Source organism: Streptomyces sp. NPDC058872 (assembly GCF_042743065.1).
In the GTDB taxonomy this organism is placed as follows: Bacteria; Actinomycetota; Actinomycetes; order Streptomycetales; family Streptomycetaceae; genus Streptomyces.
Map to the genome: position 1 here is coordinate 163,411 of NZ_JBHYMK010000001.1, position 17,598 is coordinate 181,008.

Here is a 17,598-nt window from a genome sequence, read left to right on the forward strand (position 1 = left end):
GGCTCAGGCACCTGCCTTGGCGAGCGCGGCGGGCGACTCGTCGTTCTCGTGGAACTCCAGCTGGTTGCGCCGGTTGGCGATCATGCCCTCCGGGCGGAAGCGCATGAGCAGGATCAGCGCGACGCCGAAGGCGAGCAGCTGGAATTCGCCCATGAACTGGAGCTTGTTGGGGATGAGGAACAGCAGGGAGGCGCCGACCAGCGGACCGCTCATGGTGCCCATGCCACCGAGGACGACGGCGGCGAGCAGGAAGGCGGAGTTGGGCGGGATCGGGCCGGCGAAGAGGTACTGCTCCGGGGTCACCGTGTAGGTGACGTGGGCCTGCACGGTGCCGGCGAGGCCGGCGAGCGAGGCGCCGAGCGCGAAGGCGATGAGCTTGACCCGGAAGCCGTTGATGCCCATGGCGAGCGCGGCGGTCTCGTCCTCGCGGATGGCGACCCAGGCGCGACCGATCCGGGAGTTGCCGCTGCGCCGGAAGACCAGCACGACGACCGCCGTGATCAGCAGCATCAGGAAGAAGTAGTTGGCGAAGCGACCGATGGTGAAGCCGGCGATGCTGTGCTCGGCGCCGAAGTCGAATCCGAACATGTTGAGGTTCGGGATGGACGCGATGCCGTTCGAGCCGTTGGTGATGTCGGGGCCGGAGGTGCCGTCGGTGTTGTTCACCGCGATGCGGAAGATCTCACCGAAGCCGAGGGTGACGATGGCGAGGTAGTCGCCGCGCAGCCGCAGGGTCGGGGCGCCGATGAGGACGCCGAAGACCAGGGAGGCGGCGGCGCCGACCAGGACGGTGGCCCAGAAGGGGAAGTGCACGCCGAACGGGGAGGTCGGGGCGCCCGACACGAGGGCCGCCGCGTAGGCGCCGACGCCGAGGAAGGCGACGTAGCCGAGGTCGAGGAGACCGGCGAGGCCGACGACGATGTTCAGGCCCAGGGCGACCGTGGCGAAGATCAGGATGTAGACGCCGAGCGTCGCGTACTGGTCGTCGGTCTGGGTGAAGGGGAAGAGCGCCGCGGCGGTGAACGCGCCCGCGATGGACAGGTTCTGGTGCTTGCCGGTGAGCTGGGTGGCCTGTGCGATCAGGCCCGACTTGCTGAGTGCGGCGAAGCCGAAGCCGGTGGTGATCAGGAAGCCGAGGAACTGCTCGTCGTACTCGGTGCCCACGCCGTAGGTGAAGACGCCGAGCGCCAGGGCGAGGATCGCCGTGATGATCAGGATCTCGACGGCGGAGTTCATGGCGGGCAGTCGGCGTGCGGGGCCGCCGGCGATGCAGGCCTTGAAGGTGGCCCAGCCGTCCCTGAGCCCGTGCTTGACCTGGTCCCAGGTGCCGTCTTCGGGGTCCATGGGGAGCAGCTTCGGCCGCTCGAAGGGGAGGGCGAAGGCGCCGAGGAGGGCGGCCAGGGAGGCGATCGCGACGACCGCGCCGCCCGGCTCCAGGTTGATCGGGCCGCCGAGTTCGATGCTGATCGCGCCGATGGTGAACCAGGCGATGGCGAAGTTGGCGAGTGCGGCGAGCTTGAGGGCTCCGTCGCTGCCCGCGGGGTTCAGCCAGCCGGTGCCCTTGACGCCGTACGAGGAGAGGGCGAGGAGGGTGGTGAGCAGACCCGTGACCAGGACCTGCAGCTGGAGGCCGCCGGGGTAGCCGTAGACGGTGAGGTCACCCGGGAAGCGGGTGGTCCAGGTCCAGGCGAGGAAGCAGCTGGCGATGGTGAGGACGCCGCCGCCCAGGGCGAGGGCGCGGCCGGTCTTGGCCGGGATGAAGTTGATGAGGCCGGTTGCCTCGGCCGGTGTGGTTTCGGAGGCCGAGGGAGCCTTGGGGTTCTCGGAGAGAGTGGTCATGGTGCTCACGCCCTGTCCGCGACGCGCTCGCCGAGCAGGCCCTGGGGCCGGGCGAGGAGTACGACGATGAGGAGTACGAAGGCCCAGACGTCGGCCCAGGACTGGCCGCCGAGCTGCTGCATGCCGGGGATGTGGCTGATGTAGGCCGTTGCCATGGTCTCGGCGACGCCGAGGACGACGCCGCCGATCATGGCGCCGTAGATGTTGCCGATGCCGCCGAGGACCGCGGCGGTGAAGGCCTTGAGGCCGAGGAGGAAGCCCATCTTGTAGTCGACGACGCCGTACTTGAGGCCGTAGGCGACGGCACCGACGGCGGCGAAGGCGGCGCCGAGGGCGAACGCGATCACGATGATCCGGTCGGTGTTGACGCCCATGAGCTTGGCGGTGTCCGGGTCCTGTGCGGTGGCCTGCATGCCGCGACCGGTGCGGGTGCGCATGACGAAGAAGGCGAGGAAGGCCATGCAGATGGGGGCGGCGACCAGGAGGAAGACGTCGCCGGTCTGGATGGTGACCGGGCCGAGTTCGATCGGACCGCCGGGGATCTGCGGGAAGGTCCGGGCGGACTTCGCCTCCGGGTACAGGGACCAGACGGCCTGCTGGAGGGCGAGGGAGAGGCCGATGGCGGTGATGAGGGGGGCGAGGCGGGGGCCACCGCGCAGCGGGCGGTAGGCGAGGCGTTCGGCGCCGACGGCTATGGTGACCGCCACGAGGATGGCACCGATGATCATGAGGGGCAGGGCGGCCCATATGCTGGTGCCGCCGGGCAGGATGAGCCAGACCGTGAGCGCCCCGAAGCCGCCGGTCATGAAGATCTCGCCATGGGCGAAGTTGATGAGCTGGACGATGCCGTAGACCATCGTGTAGCCGACGGCGACCAGCCCGTACATGGATCCCAGTAGCAGGCCGTTGACCAGCTGCTGCGGCAGTTCGTTCACCGCATTGTCCTCCGAGACTTTCGACGGATGTGACACCGCGCGGGGAGCCTGGTGCGGCCCCCCGCGCGGTGAAGGTGGTGCTTGAGAGGTGGGGCTGCTGAGGATCAGCCGCCGAAGGTGCCGGACTCGACCGGCTTGTAGGCGCCGCTCTCGACCTGGTAGACGGTGAGCTGCTTGTTGGTGGTGTCACCGAACTCGTCGAAGGAGACCGAGCCGGTCACGCCCTCGAAGGAGACGCTCTGCATGGCGTTGACGACCTTGGCGCGGGCGTCGTCGGGGAGCTTGCCGTTGTTGCCGTCGACGACCTTCTTGACGGCCTCGATGATGGCCCAGGTCGAGTCGTAGGAGTAGCCGCCGTAAGCCTCGTAGGCCTCCTTGTAGCCCTTGGCCTTGTAGTTGGCCAGGAACTCCTTGGCGGACTGGAGGGTCTCGATCGGCGCGCCGACGGAGGTCGCGATGTCGCCGTTGGCCGCGGCGGCGCCGGCGAGCTTCACGTACTCGGGGCTGTAGAGCGCGTCACCGCCGACGACGGTGACCTTGGCGCCGGCTTCCTTGATCTGCTTGGCCAGCGGGCCGGCGGCGGGGTACTCGCCACCGTAGTAGACGACGTCGGCGCCGGAGCTCTTCACCTTGGTCGCGACCGCGGAGAAGTCCTTGGTGTCCGGGTTGATGTGCTCGGTGCCGAGGACCTTGCCGCCGAGCTTCTCGAACTCGCCCTTGAAGGTGCCCGCGAGGCCGGCGCCGTAGGTCTTCTTGTCGTCGATGATGAAGGCCTTGGTCTTCTTGGCCTTGTTGAAGACGAACTGGGCGGCGAACGGGCCCTGGATGGCGTCCGTGGTGGCGGTGCGGAAGTACGACTGGTAGCCGCGCTTCTTGTCGCCGGTGGACCAGTTGACGCCCTGGGTCAGGGCCGGGTTGGTGTTGGCCGGGGAGACCTGCACCAGCTTGGCGTCGTCGAAGACCTTCTGCATCGACTCGGCGACGGAGGAGTTCAGCGGGCCGACGACGCCGAGGACCGTCTTGTCGGCGACGAACTTGGTGGCGTTCTGCTGGCCGGCGGAGGGCTGTGCCTGGTCGTCCAGGGACTCCAGCTTGAAGGTCACGCCCTTGACGTAGGCCTTCTCGTTGGCGGTCTTGACCGCGAGGTCGGCGGAGTTCTTGATGCCGAGGCCGAGGGCGGACAGCTCACCCGTGAGGGGCGCGTCGAGACCGATGGTCACGGTGACGTTGCCGTTGTCGCCGTTCTCGGCGCCGCCCTTGTCGTCACGGGAACCACAGGCGGTGAGCGTGAGCGCTCCCGCGGTGACCGCGGTGGTGAGTATGAGCAACGAACGGTTTCGCACGAAGGGGTCCTTTCCCTGGCGCGGCCCCCTCGGATTGAGGCGGTGCCGTAAAGCTGCGGAGCGAGGGGTGCCGTTTTGGAACGCCGGGCCGTACTGGGTTGGTACAGGCCGTGTACTAGGACGCGCCCGGCGGCGCGGTGACTGGCGGTGACTCTAAGCGCAGGTGGGGAGGGTCGGGGAGCGGCGTGGGAAGGATGTGACTGTCTTGTTATGCCGACGGGGAAAGAGCGTGCGCGGCGGCGGGGAAAACCGGGGCATAGGGGTTGGTAACGCAGTGACCACATGCTGAGAACCTGCAGTTCCGCTAAGGGGCTTGAGCGATTCATGCTCCTGTCGCACCGCTCGCCCCGCTCTCCGGATATCGGACGGCGGCAGAAAGCTGAGCGGACGGAATGGCGTTGTCCCGCCGGTCGCCCTTCCGGCGCCCGAACGTCACGGAGAGTCATGATCGGCGCGGGGAGGGGACGGCGAAGGGGCGGCACCGACCGGTGCCGCCCCTTCGCGAGGTGGGTGCGGTGCGTCAGGCGCCCGCGCCCGCCCCTGCTGCCGGGAGGTTCCCGGCGTCCTTCTCGGTGACCTCGCGCAGCAGGCAGGTCAGTCGTGCCGAGCACACCCGCCGGTCCTGCTCGTCGCTGATCACGACCTCGTAGGTGGCGGTGCTCCGCCCGCGGTGCACCGGGGTCGCCACCCCGGTGACCAGGCCGCTGCGCACCCCGCGGTGGTGGGTGCAGTTGAGGTCGACGCCGACCGCGATGCGGGACGCCCCGCCGTGCAGCATCGAGCCGATGGAGCCCAGCGTCTCGGCGAGGACGGCCGACGCGCCGCCGTGCAGCAGTCCGTACGGCTGGGTGTTGCCCTCCACCGGCATGGTGCCGACGACCCGCTCGGCCGAGGCCTCCAGGATCTGCAGGCCCATCCGGTTCCCGAGGTGTCCGGCGGAGAAGAGTGCCGGAAGGTCGACGCCCAGCGCGGCGTACTCCTCTATGACCTCCTGCGGGAACTTCACGTGCTGCTGCTCACCCATGGGCCCGGCTCCGTTCGTCTTCGTACGGCTGCTGATCGACTGCCGGCCGTGGGGTCGCGGTCGGCGGGTCGCGTGGTCGCGCCTGAGCAAACGCTTAGGCGGGTCGTGATTGTTCCAGACGCACGATCACGGACTTGCTGGCGGGGGTGTTGCTGACGTCGGCCGTCGACTCCAGCGGCACCAACACGTTGGTCTCCGGGTAGTAGGCCGCCGCACAGCCGCGGGACGTCGGGTAGTGCACCACCCGGAAGCCGGGGGCCCGGCGTTCGGTGCCGTCCGTCCATTCGCTCACCAGGTCCGCGCGCGCCCCGTCCGCGAGCCCGAACGCCGCCGCGTCCTCGGGGTGCACCAACACCACCCGACGGCCGCCCCTGATCCCCCGGTAGCGGTCGTCCAGACCGTAGATCGTGGTGTTGTACTGGTCGTGCGAGCGGAGCGTCTGCAACAGCAGCCGTCCCTCCGGAACCTCCGGGTACTCGACGGGCGCGGACGTGAAGTTCGCCTTTCCGGTCGTCGTGGGGAACCGGCGCTCGTCGCGCGGGGCGTGCGGCAGCGCGAAGCCGCCCGGATCCGCCGCCAGCCGGGCGTTGAAGTCCTGGAAACCGGGGACCACCCGCGCGATGCGGTCCCGGATCCGGCCGTAGTCGGCCTCGAACTCCTCCCAGGGCGTGGTCGATTCCGCGCCGAGGACGGCCCGGGCCATCCGGGCCACGATCGCCGGTTCGGACAGCAGGTGGGGGCTGGCCGGCGGCAGGTTGCCCCGGGAGGCGTGCACCAGGCTCATCGAGTCCTCGACCGTGACGAACTGCCGCCCGCTCCGCTGGACGTCCTTGTCGGTGCGGCCGAGCGTGGGCAGGATCAGCGCGCGGGTGCCGGTGACCGCGTGCGAACGGTTGAGCTTCGTCGACACGTGCACGGTCAGGCGGGCGTTGCGCATGGCGGCCTCCGTCACCTCCGTGTCCGGCGTCGCCCCCACGAAGTTGCCGCCCATGGCGAAGAAGACCTTCGCCTCGCCGTCGCGCAGCGCCTGGATCGAGCGCACCACGTCGAAGCCGTGGTGGCGCGGCGACACGATCCCGAACTCCTTGTCCAGCGCGTCGAGGAAGGCGGGCGCGGGTCGCTCGAAGATGCCCATGGTGCGGTCGCCCTGCACGTTCGAATGGCCGCGCACCGGGCAGACTCCGGCGCCCGGTCGTCCGATGTTCCCGCGCAGCAACAGGAAGTTGACCACCTCGCGGATGGTCGGCACGGAATGCTTGTGCTGGGTGAGGCCCATCGCCCAGCAGACGATCGTGCGCTTCGAGGCGAGCACCATGTCCAGGGCCCGCTCGATCGCGGAGCGGTCGAGCCCGGTCGCGGTGAGCGTCTCGTCCCAATCGGCCGCCTTCGCCGCCGCGGCGAACTCCTCGTACCCGTGGGTGTGGTCCCGCACGAAGTCCTCGTCGACGGCCCCGTCCGTCTCCAGGACCAGCTTGTTGAGGAGCCGGAAGAGGGCCTGGTCGCCGCCGATCCGGATCTGGAGGAAGAGGTCGGTGAGTGCCGCGCCCCTCAGCATCCCCTGGGGGGTCTGCGGGTTCTTGAAGCGCTCCAGGCCCGCCTCCGGCAGCGGGTTCACCGAGATGATCCGGGCGCCCGAGGCCTTCGCCTTCTCCAGCGCCGAGAGCATCCGCGGATGGTTCGTCCCCGGGTTCTGTCCGGCCACGATGATCAGGTCCGCCCGGTGCAGGTCCTCCAGGGAGACGCTGCCCTTGCCGATGCCGATCGTCTCCGTCAGCGCCGAACCCGATGATTCGTGGCACATGTTGGAGCAGTCCGGCAGGTTGTTCGTGCCGAACTCGCGGGCGAAGAGCTGGAGCAGGAACGCCGCTTCGTTGCTGGTCCGCCCCGAGGTGTAGAAGAGGGCCTCGTCGGGCGAGTCCAGGGCCCGCAGTTCCTCCGCCAGGATCGCGAAGGCCCGCTCCCACGTCACCGGCTCGTAGTGCTCGCCGCCCTCGTCGAGGAGGACCGGTTCGGTGATCCGACCCTGCTGGCCCAGCCAGTAACCGCTGCGGGTCGCCAGGTCCGCCACCGGGTGCGCGGCGAAGAACTCCGGGGTCACCCGGCGCAGCGTCGCCTCCTCGGCGACCGCCTTCGCGCCGTTCTCGCAGAACTCGGCCAGGTGCCTCCGGTCACCCTCCGGCCAGGCGCAACCGGGACAGTCGAAGCCGTCCTTCTGGTTGACCTTGAGCAGGGTCCGCGCGGTGCGCCGCAGCCCCATCTGCTCCTGTGCGATCCGCAGGGTGTGCCCGATGGCGGGCAGGCCGGCTGCGGCGTGCTGCGGCGGCGTGACCTGCGGTGCGTCCTGAACCGGGTCACCGGCCGGCGGCTTGCTGACCATCGCGCTCTCCCTTGAGCGGTAATCCTGAGGCGTACGTCTCCGATCCTGTCACGCGACGCCGACGGCCCGGCACCCCGACCGTGGGGGACGGGATTGTCAGCGGGGCGTGGCAGGATCGTCCCGTGGCCGAGACAGCATCGAAGAACACCGTAGACACCCGTCCCCGTCTGCTCCTCATGGACGGACACTCGCTCGCGTACCGCGCGTTCTTCGCGCTGCCCGCGGAGAACTTCACCACCGCGACCGGGCAGCCGACGAACGCGATCTACGGGTTCGCCTCGATGCTGGCGAACACGCTCCGCGACGAGTCCCCCACCCACTTCGCCGTCGCGTTCGACGTGTCCCGCAAGACCTGGCGGTCCGAGGAGTTCCCGGAGTACAAGGCGAACCGCTCGAAGACCCCCGACGAGTTCAAGGGGCAGGTGGAGCTGATCGGCGAGCTCCTCGACGCGATGCGCGCACCCCGCTTCGCCGTGGACGGCTTCGAGGCCGACGACGTCATCGCCACCCTCGCCACCCAGGCCGAGGCCGAGGGCTTCGAGGTGCTCATCGTCACGGGAGACCGGGACTCCTTCCAGCTGGTCACCGAGCACACCACGGTGCTCTACCCGACCAAGGGCGTCTCCGAGCTCACCCGTTTCACGCCGGAGAAGGTCCAGGAGAAGTACGGACTGAGCCCTTCGCAGTACCCCGACTTCGCCGCCCTGCGCGGCGACCCGTCCGACAACCTGCCGGGCATTCCCGGGGTCGGCGAGAAGACCGCGGCCAAGTGGATCAACCAGTTCGGCTCCTTCGCCGAACTCGTCGAGCGTGCGGAGGAGGTCAAGGGCAAGGCCGGCCAGAACTTCCGCGACCACCTGGAGGCGGTCAAGCTCAACCGTCGCCTGACCGAGATGGTCAGGGACGTCGAGCTGTCGAAGGGCGTGACGGACCTCGCCCGCGAGCCCTATGACCGCGCGGCCGTCGCCCTGGTCCTCGACACCCTGGAGATCCGCAACCCCTCGCTGCGCGAGCGGCTCCTCGCCGTTGACCCGGGTGCTGCGGAGGAAGCCGCTCCCGCGCCCGCCGCGGGCGTCGAGCTCGACTTCGCCGTCCTCGGCACCGGTGAGCTCGCCCCCTGGCTCGCCGAGCACGGCACCGAGCCCCTCGGCGTCGCCACCGTCGACAGCTGGTCCCTCGGCACGGGCAACGTGAGCGAGGTCGCCCTCGCCGCCGCCGGAGGCGCCGCCGCCTGGTTCGATCCCAGCGCCCTCGACGAGGCGGACGAGCAGGCATGGGCCGCATGGATCTCCGCTCCCGACCGGCCGAAGGTCATGCACAACGCCAAGGGCGCCATGCGGGTCTTCCCCGAGCACGGCTGGAGCATCGCGGGCGTCACCATGGACACCGCCCTCGCCGCCTACCTGGTCACGCCCGGTCGGCGCTCCTTCGCGCTGGACGCCCTCACCGTCGAGTACCTGGGCCGTGAGCTCGCCCCGGCCGCCGCGGCCGACGGACAGCTCGCCTTCGGCGCCGACGACACCGCCGAGGCCGAGGCCCTCATGAGCCAGGCGAGGGCCGTCCTCGACCTGGGAGGGGCCTTTGACGAGCGGCTCGGCGAGGTCGGCGCCCGCGAACTCCTGCACCAGGTCGAGCTGCCGACCTCGACCCTCCTCGCCCGCTTGGAGCGGCACGGCATCGCCGCCGACCGGGACCACCTGGAGGCCATGGAGCAGCAGTTCGCCGGTGCCGTGCAGCAGGCCGTGAAGGAGGCCCACGCCTCCGTCGGCCACGAGTTCAACCTCGGCTCGCCCAAGCAGCTCCAGGAGGTCTTCTTCGGCGAGCTGAACCTGCCGAAGACCAAGAAGACCAAGACCGGGTACACCACCGACGCCGATGCCCTCGCCTGGCTGGCCGGCCAGACCGAGCACGAGCTGCCCGTGATCATGCTTCGCCACCGGGAGCAGGCCCGGCTCCGGTCCACCGTCGAAGGCCTGATCAAGACCGTCGCAGCCGACGGCCGCATCCACACCACCTTCAGCCAGACCGTCGCCGCCACCGGCCGGCTGTCCTCCACCGACCCCAACCTGCAGAACGTCCCGGTACGGACGGACGAGGGCCGGGCCATCCGCCACGGCTTCGTCGTCGGCGAGGGCTTCGAAGCCCTCATGACCGCCGACTACAGCCAGATCGAGCTGCGCGTCATGGCCCACCTCTCCGAGGACGAGGGCCTCATCGATGCCTTCGCGTCCGGTGAGGACCTGCACACCACCGTCGCCTCCCAGGTCTTCGGCGTCGAGCGGTCCGCCGTCGACGCCGAGATGCGCCGCAAGATCAAGGCGATGTCCTACGGCCTGGCCTACGGCCTCTCGGCGTTCGGCCTCGCGCAGCAGCTGAACATCGACCCGGGCGAGGCCCGCGGACTGATGGACACCTACTTCGAACGCTTCGGCGGGGTGCGGGACTATCTGCACCGGGTCGTCGACGAGGCCCGCGCCACCGGGTACACCGAGACCATGCTCGGCCGTCGCCGTTACCTGCCCGACCTCAACAGCGACAACCGGCAGCGCCGGGAGGCCGCCGAGCGGATGGCCCTCAACGCCCCCATCCAGGGCACGGCCGCCGACATCGTCAAGGTCGCCATGCTGGGCGTTGACCGGGCGCTCACGGAGGCGGGCCTCGCCTCCCGGATGCTCTTGCAGGTCCACGACGAAATCGTGCTCGAACTCGCCCCCGGTGAGCGCGAGCGGGTCGAGGCCCTGGTCCGCCAGCAGATGTCGGCCGCCGCTGACCTCCGGGCGCCGCTGGACGTCTCGGTCGGCGTGGGCCCCAACTGGGACTCTGCGGCCCACTGATCCGGCCGCTCCGCGACCCACCCGTTGCCGTCAGCAGCCCCACGGGGCGGAACGGGTGGGCCCGACGGAGGGCACCTCGCATCCCGACGCGGGACCGGCGAGGTGCGGCACCCGGTCCCACGGACCCCTCCGGCCCCGGCCTCGGACGGGGTCCCCGTCGTCCCCACCGCCCCATCCGTTCCGCTCGTCACCCGGGACTTCGGCCCCCGTGCACCCCGGCTCCGTTCGTGCGGGGTGCACGGGGGCCGCGATCCCGTCCCACCGGGGAAGGTCAGCGGGACCCCTGCCGGGAGCGCTCCGGCAACCGGCCCGACGGAGGGGTCGCCGGGGCCCTCTCCTCCGTGCTCCCCGCCCCGGAAGGCAGGGGCCGCGGTGGTCCCAGGAGCCGCACCCCCACCCCGTACAGCACGAGCCCGACCAGGAGTCCCGCGCCGGCTCCGAAGCAGGCCGTCGGGATGACGTCGAGGGGCGTTTCGATCCTGTCCCAGCCCCAGTGGGCGGCCCAGCGCAGCACCCGATGGGCGACGCCCGCGAGCACGCAGCCGCCGATCAACCCGACCGCGAGGAGACGCCCCCGCCGGCCGGGGAACGGGTACCCGGGCGCCGGGTCGGCCACGGGTTCCGAAGACCGCAGGGCCCGCGCCGCGTAATGGCCGAGGAGCGCCAGCGCCAGCGCCGAGCCCCCGTACTGGACGTAGAGGTAGACCGGGAAACCTCCCGCCACCTCGCCGAGGAACGGGATCGCCCGGGTGCCCCAGCGGTCGGGGTGGGTGAAGGAGTCCCAGACCACGTGGGTCGTGGCCCCGAGGACCGCGGAGAGGTAGAACCAGCCCGCGAGCGCGACCGGATTCCGGTTGCGCCACGGGCGACCACGGGCCACTCGGTACACCGGGCCTCGCCATCGGGCGGGGAGCAGGGCGACGAGCGGTTCGCGCACGACCAGCCACAACGCCACGAGCGCGACGGTGATCAGCACGTCGGCGGTGACGATCCCGACGGAGGAGTGGGTGACGTCCCCGAAGAGCATGGCCCCGGGGAACGCGGTCGCGGCGAAGTAGGTCATGTCGGGTGAGAAGGAGCCGGCGACGAGGGCGGACGCAACGAGCGGACCGCGCGCGGTTCCGTTCCGGTGCAGCCCGGGCAGCACTGCGGCGGCATGACTCAGCGTGAACGGCAACGGGAGTCCCCCCGGCTTGGGCAACGACGGTCGCAGTGCAAGAGGGGAAGAAGCTGCCGGTCGGTTCCCGAAAGGGGCCGGTCCGCAGCGGCCAGGAGGTGATGAAACAGTGAAACACGGTGAACGGCCGTTACTCGCAGGTCCAGAGTTGGCATAGGGTCGCCGGGGGTCACACACGGGGAGCGTGGGGCCGCTGTCGATGGGGAGGGGACGAAGGACATGACAGCGCAGATCAGCCGTCGGTTGCGCAAGGGGGCCACCAACGGTGCCGTGGTCGCTGCGGCGGTTGCCGCGCTGGCCGCCTCACAGGCTCCGGAGATGGTTCCGCCGCCCGCGGACAACGCCAGCGGGGACCAGGCCATCGGCACAGGTGACGCCACCCAACGGTCCGGGGAAGGCTCCGCGACCGGTCAGTCCCCCTATTACACGGCCCTCCCGGAGCTGAACACGCCCAACAAGCCCGGGGCGAGCACCCACATGCCGGTGATCGCCGGTCCTGCCGAGGCGGGCATACCCGCGTCCGTCCTCTCCGCCTACAAACGGGCCGAGCAGTCGATCCGCTCGACCCACCCCACGTGCAACCTGCCGTGGCAACTGCTCGCCGGCATCGGCAAGGTCGAGTCCGGTCAGGCCAACGGCGGCAGGGTCGACGACAACGGCACGGCCTCGCCCCCGATCTTCGGCCCGGCCCTCAACGGCATCGGCTTCGCGAACATCCCCGACACCGACGGCGGCGCCTACGACGGCGACAAGACGTACGACCGGGCCGTCGGCCCGATGCAGTTCATCCCGTCCACGTGGGCCACCTGGGGGCAGGACGCCAACAGCGACGGCAAGAAGGACCCCAACAACATCTACGACGCGGCGCAGGCCGCCGGCCTCTACCTCTGTGCGGACGGGCGCAACCTCGCGCTCAAGGCCGACCTCGACAGCGCGGTCCTCAGCTACAACCGCTCGAGGGAGTACCTGAACACGGTCCTCTCCTGGTTCGAGTACTACCAGCGTGGTACCCACCAGATCCCGGACGGGACGGGAGTGCTGCCGGTCGATCGCAGCGACGGCCGCCCGGCGGTGCCGTCCTCGCCCAGCCCGACGACCCCCGCGCCGACCACGCCCCCACCGACGCCGAGCAAGCCGACGCCGACGCCGAGCAAGCCGACGCCGTCGGAGCCCGGCACGGGAATCACCCTGCCGCCCATCCCCACCAAGCCGCCGATCAAGCCCCCGGTCACCTTGCCGGTGAAGCCTCCCACCCTTCCGTCGGCCGCCAAGGTCACCCGACTCACGGCCGTGGCCAATGTGAAGCTGACCACGACCACCGGCAAAAACTTCACCGGGGTTCCCCGGGTCGCGGCGCTCGACGCCTCGGGCGCGCCGGTGTCCGGGGTGGCCGTTCGCTTCGAGATCGTCGGTGCCACCGACACCCGCTTCGTCGGCGGCGCGATGGAGGCCACGGTCACCACCACCGAGGCCGGTCTCGCCTCGGCTCCCGCCCTGCGGGCCGGAGAGAAGACGGGCACCTTCACCGTGCGGGCCACCGTCGTGGGCCGCCCCCTGGTCGCCGACTTCACCGCGTCCGTCACGGAGCGCCTCGCGGACGTGCTCACCCCGGTCGGGGGAGATTCCCTCTCGGCCGCACCCGGTACCGCCTTCGCCCAAGAGTTCCAGGTGAGGGCCACCGACAGGGGCGCGCTCGCGCCCGGTGTGCTCGTCACCGCGGAGATCGTCACCTCCAAGACGGCGGACACCGAGGTCAGCACCGAGGGACCGTCCTTCAAGCGCCCGGACGGCCCTCCGGTTCGCACCGTCCGCCTCAAGACCGGGACGAACGGACTGCTGACCTTCGCACCGGGCGACCTCCTCGCGGGCGACAAGGAGGGGCTGTTCTACCTCCGGCTGACCGCACCCGGTGGTGGCATCACCTTCATCGACCTCACCGTCACGGAACCTGCCCCGGCCCCCTCGGAAACGAGCCCGGTCCCCTCGGAAACGACCCCGGCGCCCACGCCCACGTCGACATCCACGCCGGCGCCCACGCCCACATCTACGTCCACGCCGGCGCCCACGCCCACATCTACGTCCACGCCGGCGCCCACCGATTCCGTTTCCGCCTCGGCCACTTCCTCTCCCGTCCCCCTCACCTGACCGGCTTCCGGCGCAGTCCTTCGCGCCGCTGAGCCCAGCGCGCCGTCTCGCCCCCGGACACCGGGCGGCGAGACGGCGCTCCGCGTCGTCAGGGCGCAACGTGTTCTCATCTTGCGACCACATTGCTACGGTGCCCCAGAACTGACGATCCATCAGATCGCATTCCGGGAGGCTGACCATGCGCGCCCTCGTTGCCGCCGCCATCGGACTGGCCCCAGTCCTCCTCTTCGTCCTCCTCGTCTCCGTGGTCGATCTGCCGCCCGACGGTCCCACCTCTCCCAAGCCCCTGCTGACGGCCGACCCCGGCCCCAAGAAGTGAGGCGGTGACCGTGCGCCGCCGAGCCGGTCTCGTCCTGCTCTCCTTCGCCGTCTTCTGCGCCGCGATGGCCCCCACCCTGCGTTGGTACGCCTTCCCCCGGCTGGCGAAGATCCCGGCGAACCAGTACCAGGAGACCGTCCTGGAAGCGCGCCCCGCGACCCTCCTCAACTACTCCACGCTCCGCGCGGAGAAGGTCGACAAGATCACGATCATCCAAACCCTCAAGGGCAACGTGGAGGAGTCCCGGCGGATCGAACGCGATGCGGGGCGCGACGTCGTCGTCTGGGACGCCCTGGCCTACGTCACCGGGCCCGACGGCAAGATGGTCTCCAAGGTCCCGGAGCGCTACGTCTTCGACGCCCACACCCAGGAGCCGGTCCACGCCACCGGCGAATCGGTCGATGGGGACCCGGTCCGTCGTGAGGGCATCGAGTTCAAGTTCCCCTTCCTCACCGAGAAGCGCGACTACCAGTACTTCGACGCCCAGACCCGCACGGCCGCACCCATCCACTACAAGGGCACCCGCACCTTCCGCGGGCTGGAGGTCTACTACTTCGAGCAGACCATCCCCTGGACCGAGGTCCCCATGCCCAAGACCATGCCGGTCAAAGGCATCACCCCGAAGGTCCTCGCCGACTCGGGCCTCACCCGCTGGTACACCACCAAGCGCATGTTCTGGGTCGAACCCGTCACCGGAGCCCCGGTCAACGGCGAAGAGGTTCACCGGGAGGAGCTCCGCAACGCCAAGGCGCTGCTGGGGCAGGACACCCTCACCGTCTTCGCCGGCCACGTGAAGATGCGCGAGGACTATCTCGACAGCGTCGGCGAGATGGTTGCCGCCCATCGCCTGGCGGTCCTGATGCTCGTCTCCTACGTCCCGTGGAGCCTCACCGTCCTGGCCCTGGTCCTTTTCGCCCTCGCCCTCTGGCTGGAGGCCCGCTCGCGGCGCCCGGTCACGGAGCCGCCCACCGCTCCGGTCAGCGCTCCGCTCTGAGCCGCGCGCTGGTGTGACGGGTCGGCACCGCTGCGGACGGATCCTCCGGCCATGGGTGTTTCGGGTATCGCCCCCGCAGTTCCGCCCGCACCGCCCGGTAGCCCTCTCGCCAGAACGACGCCAGGTCAGCGGTGACGGCCGCCGGTCGACCTGCGGGGGAGAGGAGGTGGAAGAGCACCGGAACCCCCGCCACCCGAGGAGTTTCGGACAGGCCGAACACCTCCTGGAGCTTGACCGCGAGCACGGGCTGCTCGCCGCCGTACTCCACCCGTATCCGCGAACCGCTCGGAACCTCGATCCGCTCCGGTGCCAGCTCCTCCAGGCGCGCCGCTTCTCCCGACTCCCACGGCAACAACCGCCGCAGCGCCTCACCCGCGTCGATCCGTCCCAGATCGGCGCGGCGCGACGCCCTGGACAGCTCCGGCTCCAGCCATTCTCCGGCCCGTTCGACCAGTGCCCCGTCCGAGACGTCCGGCCAGGGATCCCCCAACCGGCGGTGGAGGAAGGCGAGGCGCTCGCGCAGCTCTTCGGCTCCCCGGTGCCACCGCAGCAACCCGAGCCCCTCCTGTCGCAAGCCGTCGACGAGCGCCTCCCGCACGAGCGCGGGGTCGGCCCCGGCCCCCAGTGGACGGACCGTCAACTCGACCGCTCCCAAACGGTCCACCGACCGCGCGACCACCTCCCCGTCCTCCCAATGGACCTCCTCGCCGGTGCTCCCGAGGTGACCGGCTGCCCGGCGAGCCACGGACTCGTCCACCACGGCGGCGAGTCGCACCCGCGCCGTCGCGTCCCGCGCCGTACGGTCCGCCACGGCCACGGCCAGCCATGTGCTGGACCGCAGACCGGACCCCTCGGCGAGCCTGGCCCCGCTCCCCGACACCATCAGATGGCCGCCCTGTTCCCGGGCCCGTGCGACCCGCTCGGGAAAGGCCAGCGCCGTCACCAAGCCGGCCGCGACGTCCTCACCCTCCCCGCTCCGGGCCCCCTCGACCCCGGACCGGTTTCGGGCACCGCCCCCGGCCTTGCCTTCCTCCAGGATTCCGGAAGCGGACCGCTCCAGTCGGCGTGCCTCCGCCCGCCACCGCGCGCCGTACCCGTCGAAGCCCTGGCGCGCCGCCCGCCAGGCCGCCACCAGGTCATCGCCGTACTCCCGCGGTGGTTCCTCGCTGAGCAGGGCCACCACCTCGGCCGCCCGTCGGGCCCCGACCTCGGGCGCACCGTCCAGCAGTGCGCGCCCCAGCCGGGGGTGCAGGCCGAGCCGGGACATCCGTGCGCCCCGCTCCGTCGCGCGGCCGTCCGCGTCCACCGCCCCGATCGACTCCAGCACCGCACGGGCCGCCGCCATCGCCCCGGACGGCGGTGCATCCAGCAGCGCGAGCCCTCGTGCCGTCGGGTCGCCCCAGCAGGCGACCCGCAGCGCGAAGCCCGCCAGGTCGGCGATCTTGATCTCCGGTGAGGGGAACCGCGCCCGGCCGCCGTCCTCCGCCTCGGCCCAGCAGCGGTACACCGTGCCGAACTCCTCGCGGCCCGAGCGCCCGGCCCGCTGGGTCGCCGCCGCCGTCGACACCGGCACCGTCGCGAGGGACCCCAGCCCCCTGGCGTGGTCCGTCCGGGGCTCCCTGGCCAGCCCCGAGTCCACGACGATCCGCACCCCGGGGACCGTGAGGCTCGACTCCGCCACCGCCGTCGAGAGCACCACCCGTCGTCGTCCGTCAGGGCCGGACCCCCGTAGCACGGCGTCCTGCACCGCGGCGGAAGCCCTCCCGTGCAGCTGGAACACCTCGGCGTCCACCCCGTCCAGCAGCCCGGCCGTGCGCGCGATCTCCCCCGTGCCCGGAAGGAAGCACAGCACGTCGCCCTCGTGCCTCTCCAACGCCAGCCGGATCGTCGACGCCACATGGCGCAGCAGGGTCGGATCCACCCACGTGCCGTGTGCGGGCCGGACCCCGGACGGTGGTGCGGCGAACTGCACCACGTATCCGTGTCCCTGGCCCTTGCACCACACGATCGGCGCGGGACCGCTGCCCTCCAGGACCGTCAGCAGCTCCGCCCAAGCAGTGGCGTCGCCGGTCGCCGAGGCCGCGATGAGTTTCAACTCGGGGCGTAGCGTCGCCCGCACGTCCACCAGGAAGGCCATGGCGGTGTCGGCGTCGAGATGCCGCTCGTGGCACTCGTCGAGGAGCACCACGTCCACCCCCGCGAGCTCGGGATCGCGCTGGAGCCGCTGGAGCAGAAGGCCCGTGGTCACGACCTCGACCCGGGTGGTGGGACCGGTCCGGCGTTCGCCGCGCACCGCGAACCCGACCCTGTCACCGACGTCCTCGCCGAGCAGCCAGGCCATCCGCCGGGCCGCTGCGCGCACCGCCATCCGCCGTGGCTCGGCCACCAGCACCCGGCGCTCCGGCCCTTCTCCTATGAGTCCTGCGAGCGCCAGCGGCACCAGCGTCGTCTTGCCGGTGCCGGGAGGGGCTGACAGCACCGCCGTGCCGCGCTCCGCGAGCGCGGCGAGCAGCTCGGGGACGGCATGGCGAACGGGGAGACGGTCGAGTGCGTCGTTTTGGATCACGCACCCAGTCTCGTATGCGCCGCAAGAAGAAGGGCGTTCCCGTCC

11 protein-coding genes are annotated in these 17,598 nt (G+C 70.9%); 4 read left to right on the top strand and 7 right to left on the bottom strand.

The window, feature by feature from the left end:
- Positions 1-3 precede the first annotated feature (3 nt).
- The 5 genes from ACFW22_RS00765 to ACFW22_RS00785 form a co-directional block, all read right to left on the bottom strand.
- Complete coding sequence (locus ACFW22_RS00765; protein ID WP_386396808.1) at positions 4-1,848, bottom strand: branched-chain amino acid ABC transporter permease; 1,845 nt, start codon at positions 1,846-1,848, stop codon at positions 4-6.
- A complete protein-coding gene (locus ACFW22_RS00770) occupies positions 1,845-2,774 on the bottom strand; it encodes a branched-chain amino acid ABC transporter permease (RefSeq protein ID WP_386396811.1) in 930 nt (309 codons plus the stop codon). The genes ACFW22_RS00765 and ACFW22_RS00770 overlap by 4 nt, the downstream gene beginning before the upstream one ends.
- Before the next feature lie 104 nt (positions 2,775-2,878).
- Complete coding sequence (locus tag ACFW22_RS00775) at positions 2,879-4,117, bottom strand: branched-chain amino acid ABC transporter substrate-binding protein (RefSeq protein WP_386396814.1); 1,239 nt, start codon at positions 4,115-4,117, stop codon at positions 2,879-2,881.
- Between the two features lie 520 nt (positions 4,118-4,637).
- Positions 4,638-5,141, bottom strand: coding sequence for a PaaI family thioesterase (locus ACFW22_RS00780; protein WP_386396817.1), 504 nt, complete (start codon positions 5,139-5,141; stop codon positions 4,638-4,640).
- A gap of 94 nt (positions 5,142-5,235) precedes the next feature.
- Positions 5,236-7,518: an FdhF/YdeP family oxidoreductase gene (locus tag ACFW22_RS00785; RefSeq protein ID WP_386396820.1), complete on the bottom strand. Its 2,283-nt coding sequence runs from the start codon at positions 7,516-7,518 to the stop codon at positions 5,236-5,238.
- Between the two features lie 122 nt (positions 7,519-7,640).
- Between ACFW22_RS00785 and polA the strand changes: the two genes are divergently transcribed.
- Entirely contained in the window at positions 7,641-10,352 is a 2,712-nt protein-coding gene (polA, locus tag ACFW22_RS00790) for a DNA polymerase I (protein WP_386396823.1), read from the top strand.
- Positions 10,353-10,623: 271 nt separating this feature from the next.
- Here the strand turns inward: polA and ACFW22_RS00795 are convergent, their stop codons facing one another.
- Positions 10,624-11,529 carry a DUF4184 family protein gene (locus ACFW22_RS00795; RefSeq protein WP_386396826.1) on the bottom strand — a complete coding sequence of 302 codons (906 nt, stop codon included), beginning with the start codon at positions 11,527-11,529 and terminating at the stop codon, positions 10,624-10,626.
- A gap of 219 nt (positions 11,530-11,748) precedes the next feature.
- Between ACFW22_RS00795 and ACFW22_RS00800 the strand changes: the two genes are divergently transcribed.
- From ACFW22_RS00800 to ACFW22_RS00810, 3 genes are all read left to right on the top strand, one after another.
- Positions 11,749-13,674, top strand: coding sequence for a lytic transglycosylase domain-containing protein (locus ACFW22_RS00800; protein ID WP_386396829.1), 1,926 nt, complete (start codon positions 11,749-11,751; stop codon positions 13,672-13,674).
- A gap of 178 nt (positions 13,675-13,852) precedes the next feature.
- Entirely contained in the window at positions 13,853-13,993 is a 141-nt protein-coding gene (locus ACFW22_RS00805; protein WP_106975990.1) for an SPW_0924 family protein, read from the top strand.
- A gap of 10 nt (positions 13,994-14,003) precedes the next feature.
- Positions 14,004-14,987: a DUF3068 domain-containing protein gene (locus ACFW22_RS00810; protein ID WP_386397087.1), complete on the top strand. Its 984-nt coding sequence runs from the start codon at positions 14,004-14,006 to the stop codon at positions 14,985-14,987.
- Here ACFW22_RS00810 and hrpB read toward each other — a convergent pair.
- A complete protein-coding gene (gene hrpB, locus ACFW22_RS00815) occupies positions 14,971-17,553 on the bottom strand; it encodes an ATP-dependent helicase HrpB (RefSeq protein WP_386396833.1) in 2,583 nt (860 codons plus the stop codon). The genes ACFW22_RS00810 and hrpB overlap by 17 nt on opposite strands.
- Between the last annotated feature and the right edge of the window lie 45 nt (positions 17,554-17,598).

Coding starts and splice junctions, on each gene's coding strand:
- ACFW22_RS00805 (WP_106975990.1), top strand. CDS start 13,853: ATGCGCGCCCTCGTTGCCGCCGCCATCGGACTGGCCCCAGTCCTCCTC.
- ACFW22_RS00800 (WP_386396829.1), top strand. CDS start 11,749: ATGACAGCGCAGATCAGCCGTCGGTTGCGCAAGGGGGCCACCAACGGT.
- ACFW22_RS00780 (WP_386396817.1), bottom strand. CDS start 5,141: ATGGGTGAGCAGCAGCACGTGAAGTTCCCGCAGGAGGTCATAGAGGAG.
- ACFW22_RS00785 (WP_386396820.1), bottom strand. CDS start 7,518: ATGGTCAGCAAGCCGCCGGCCGGTGACCCGGTTCAGGACGCACCGCAG.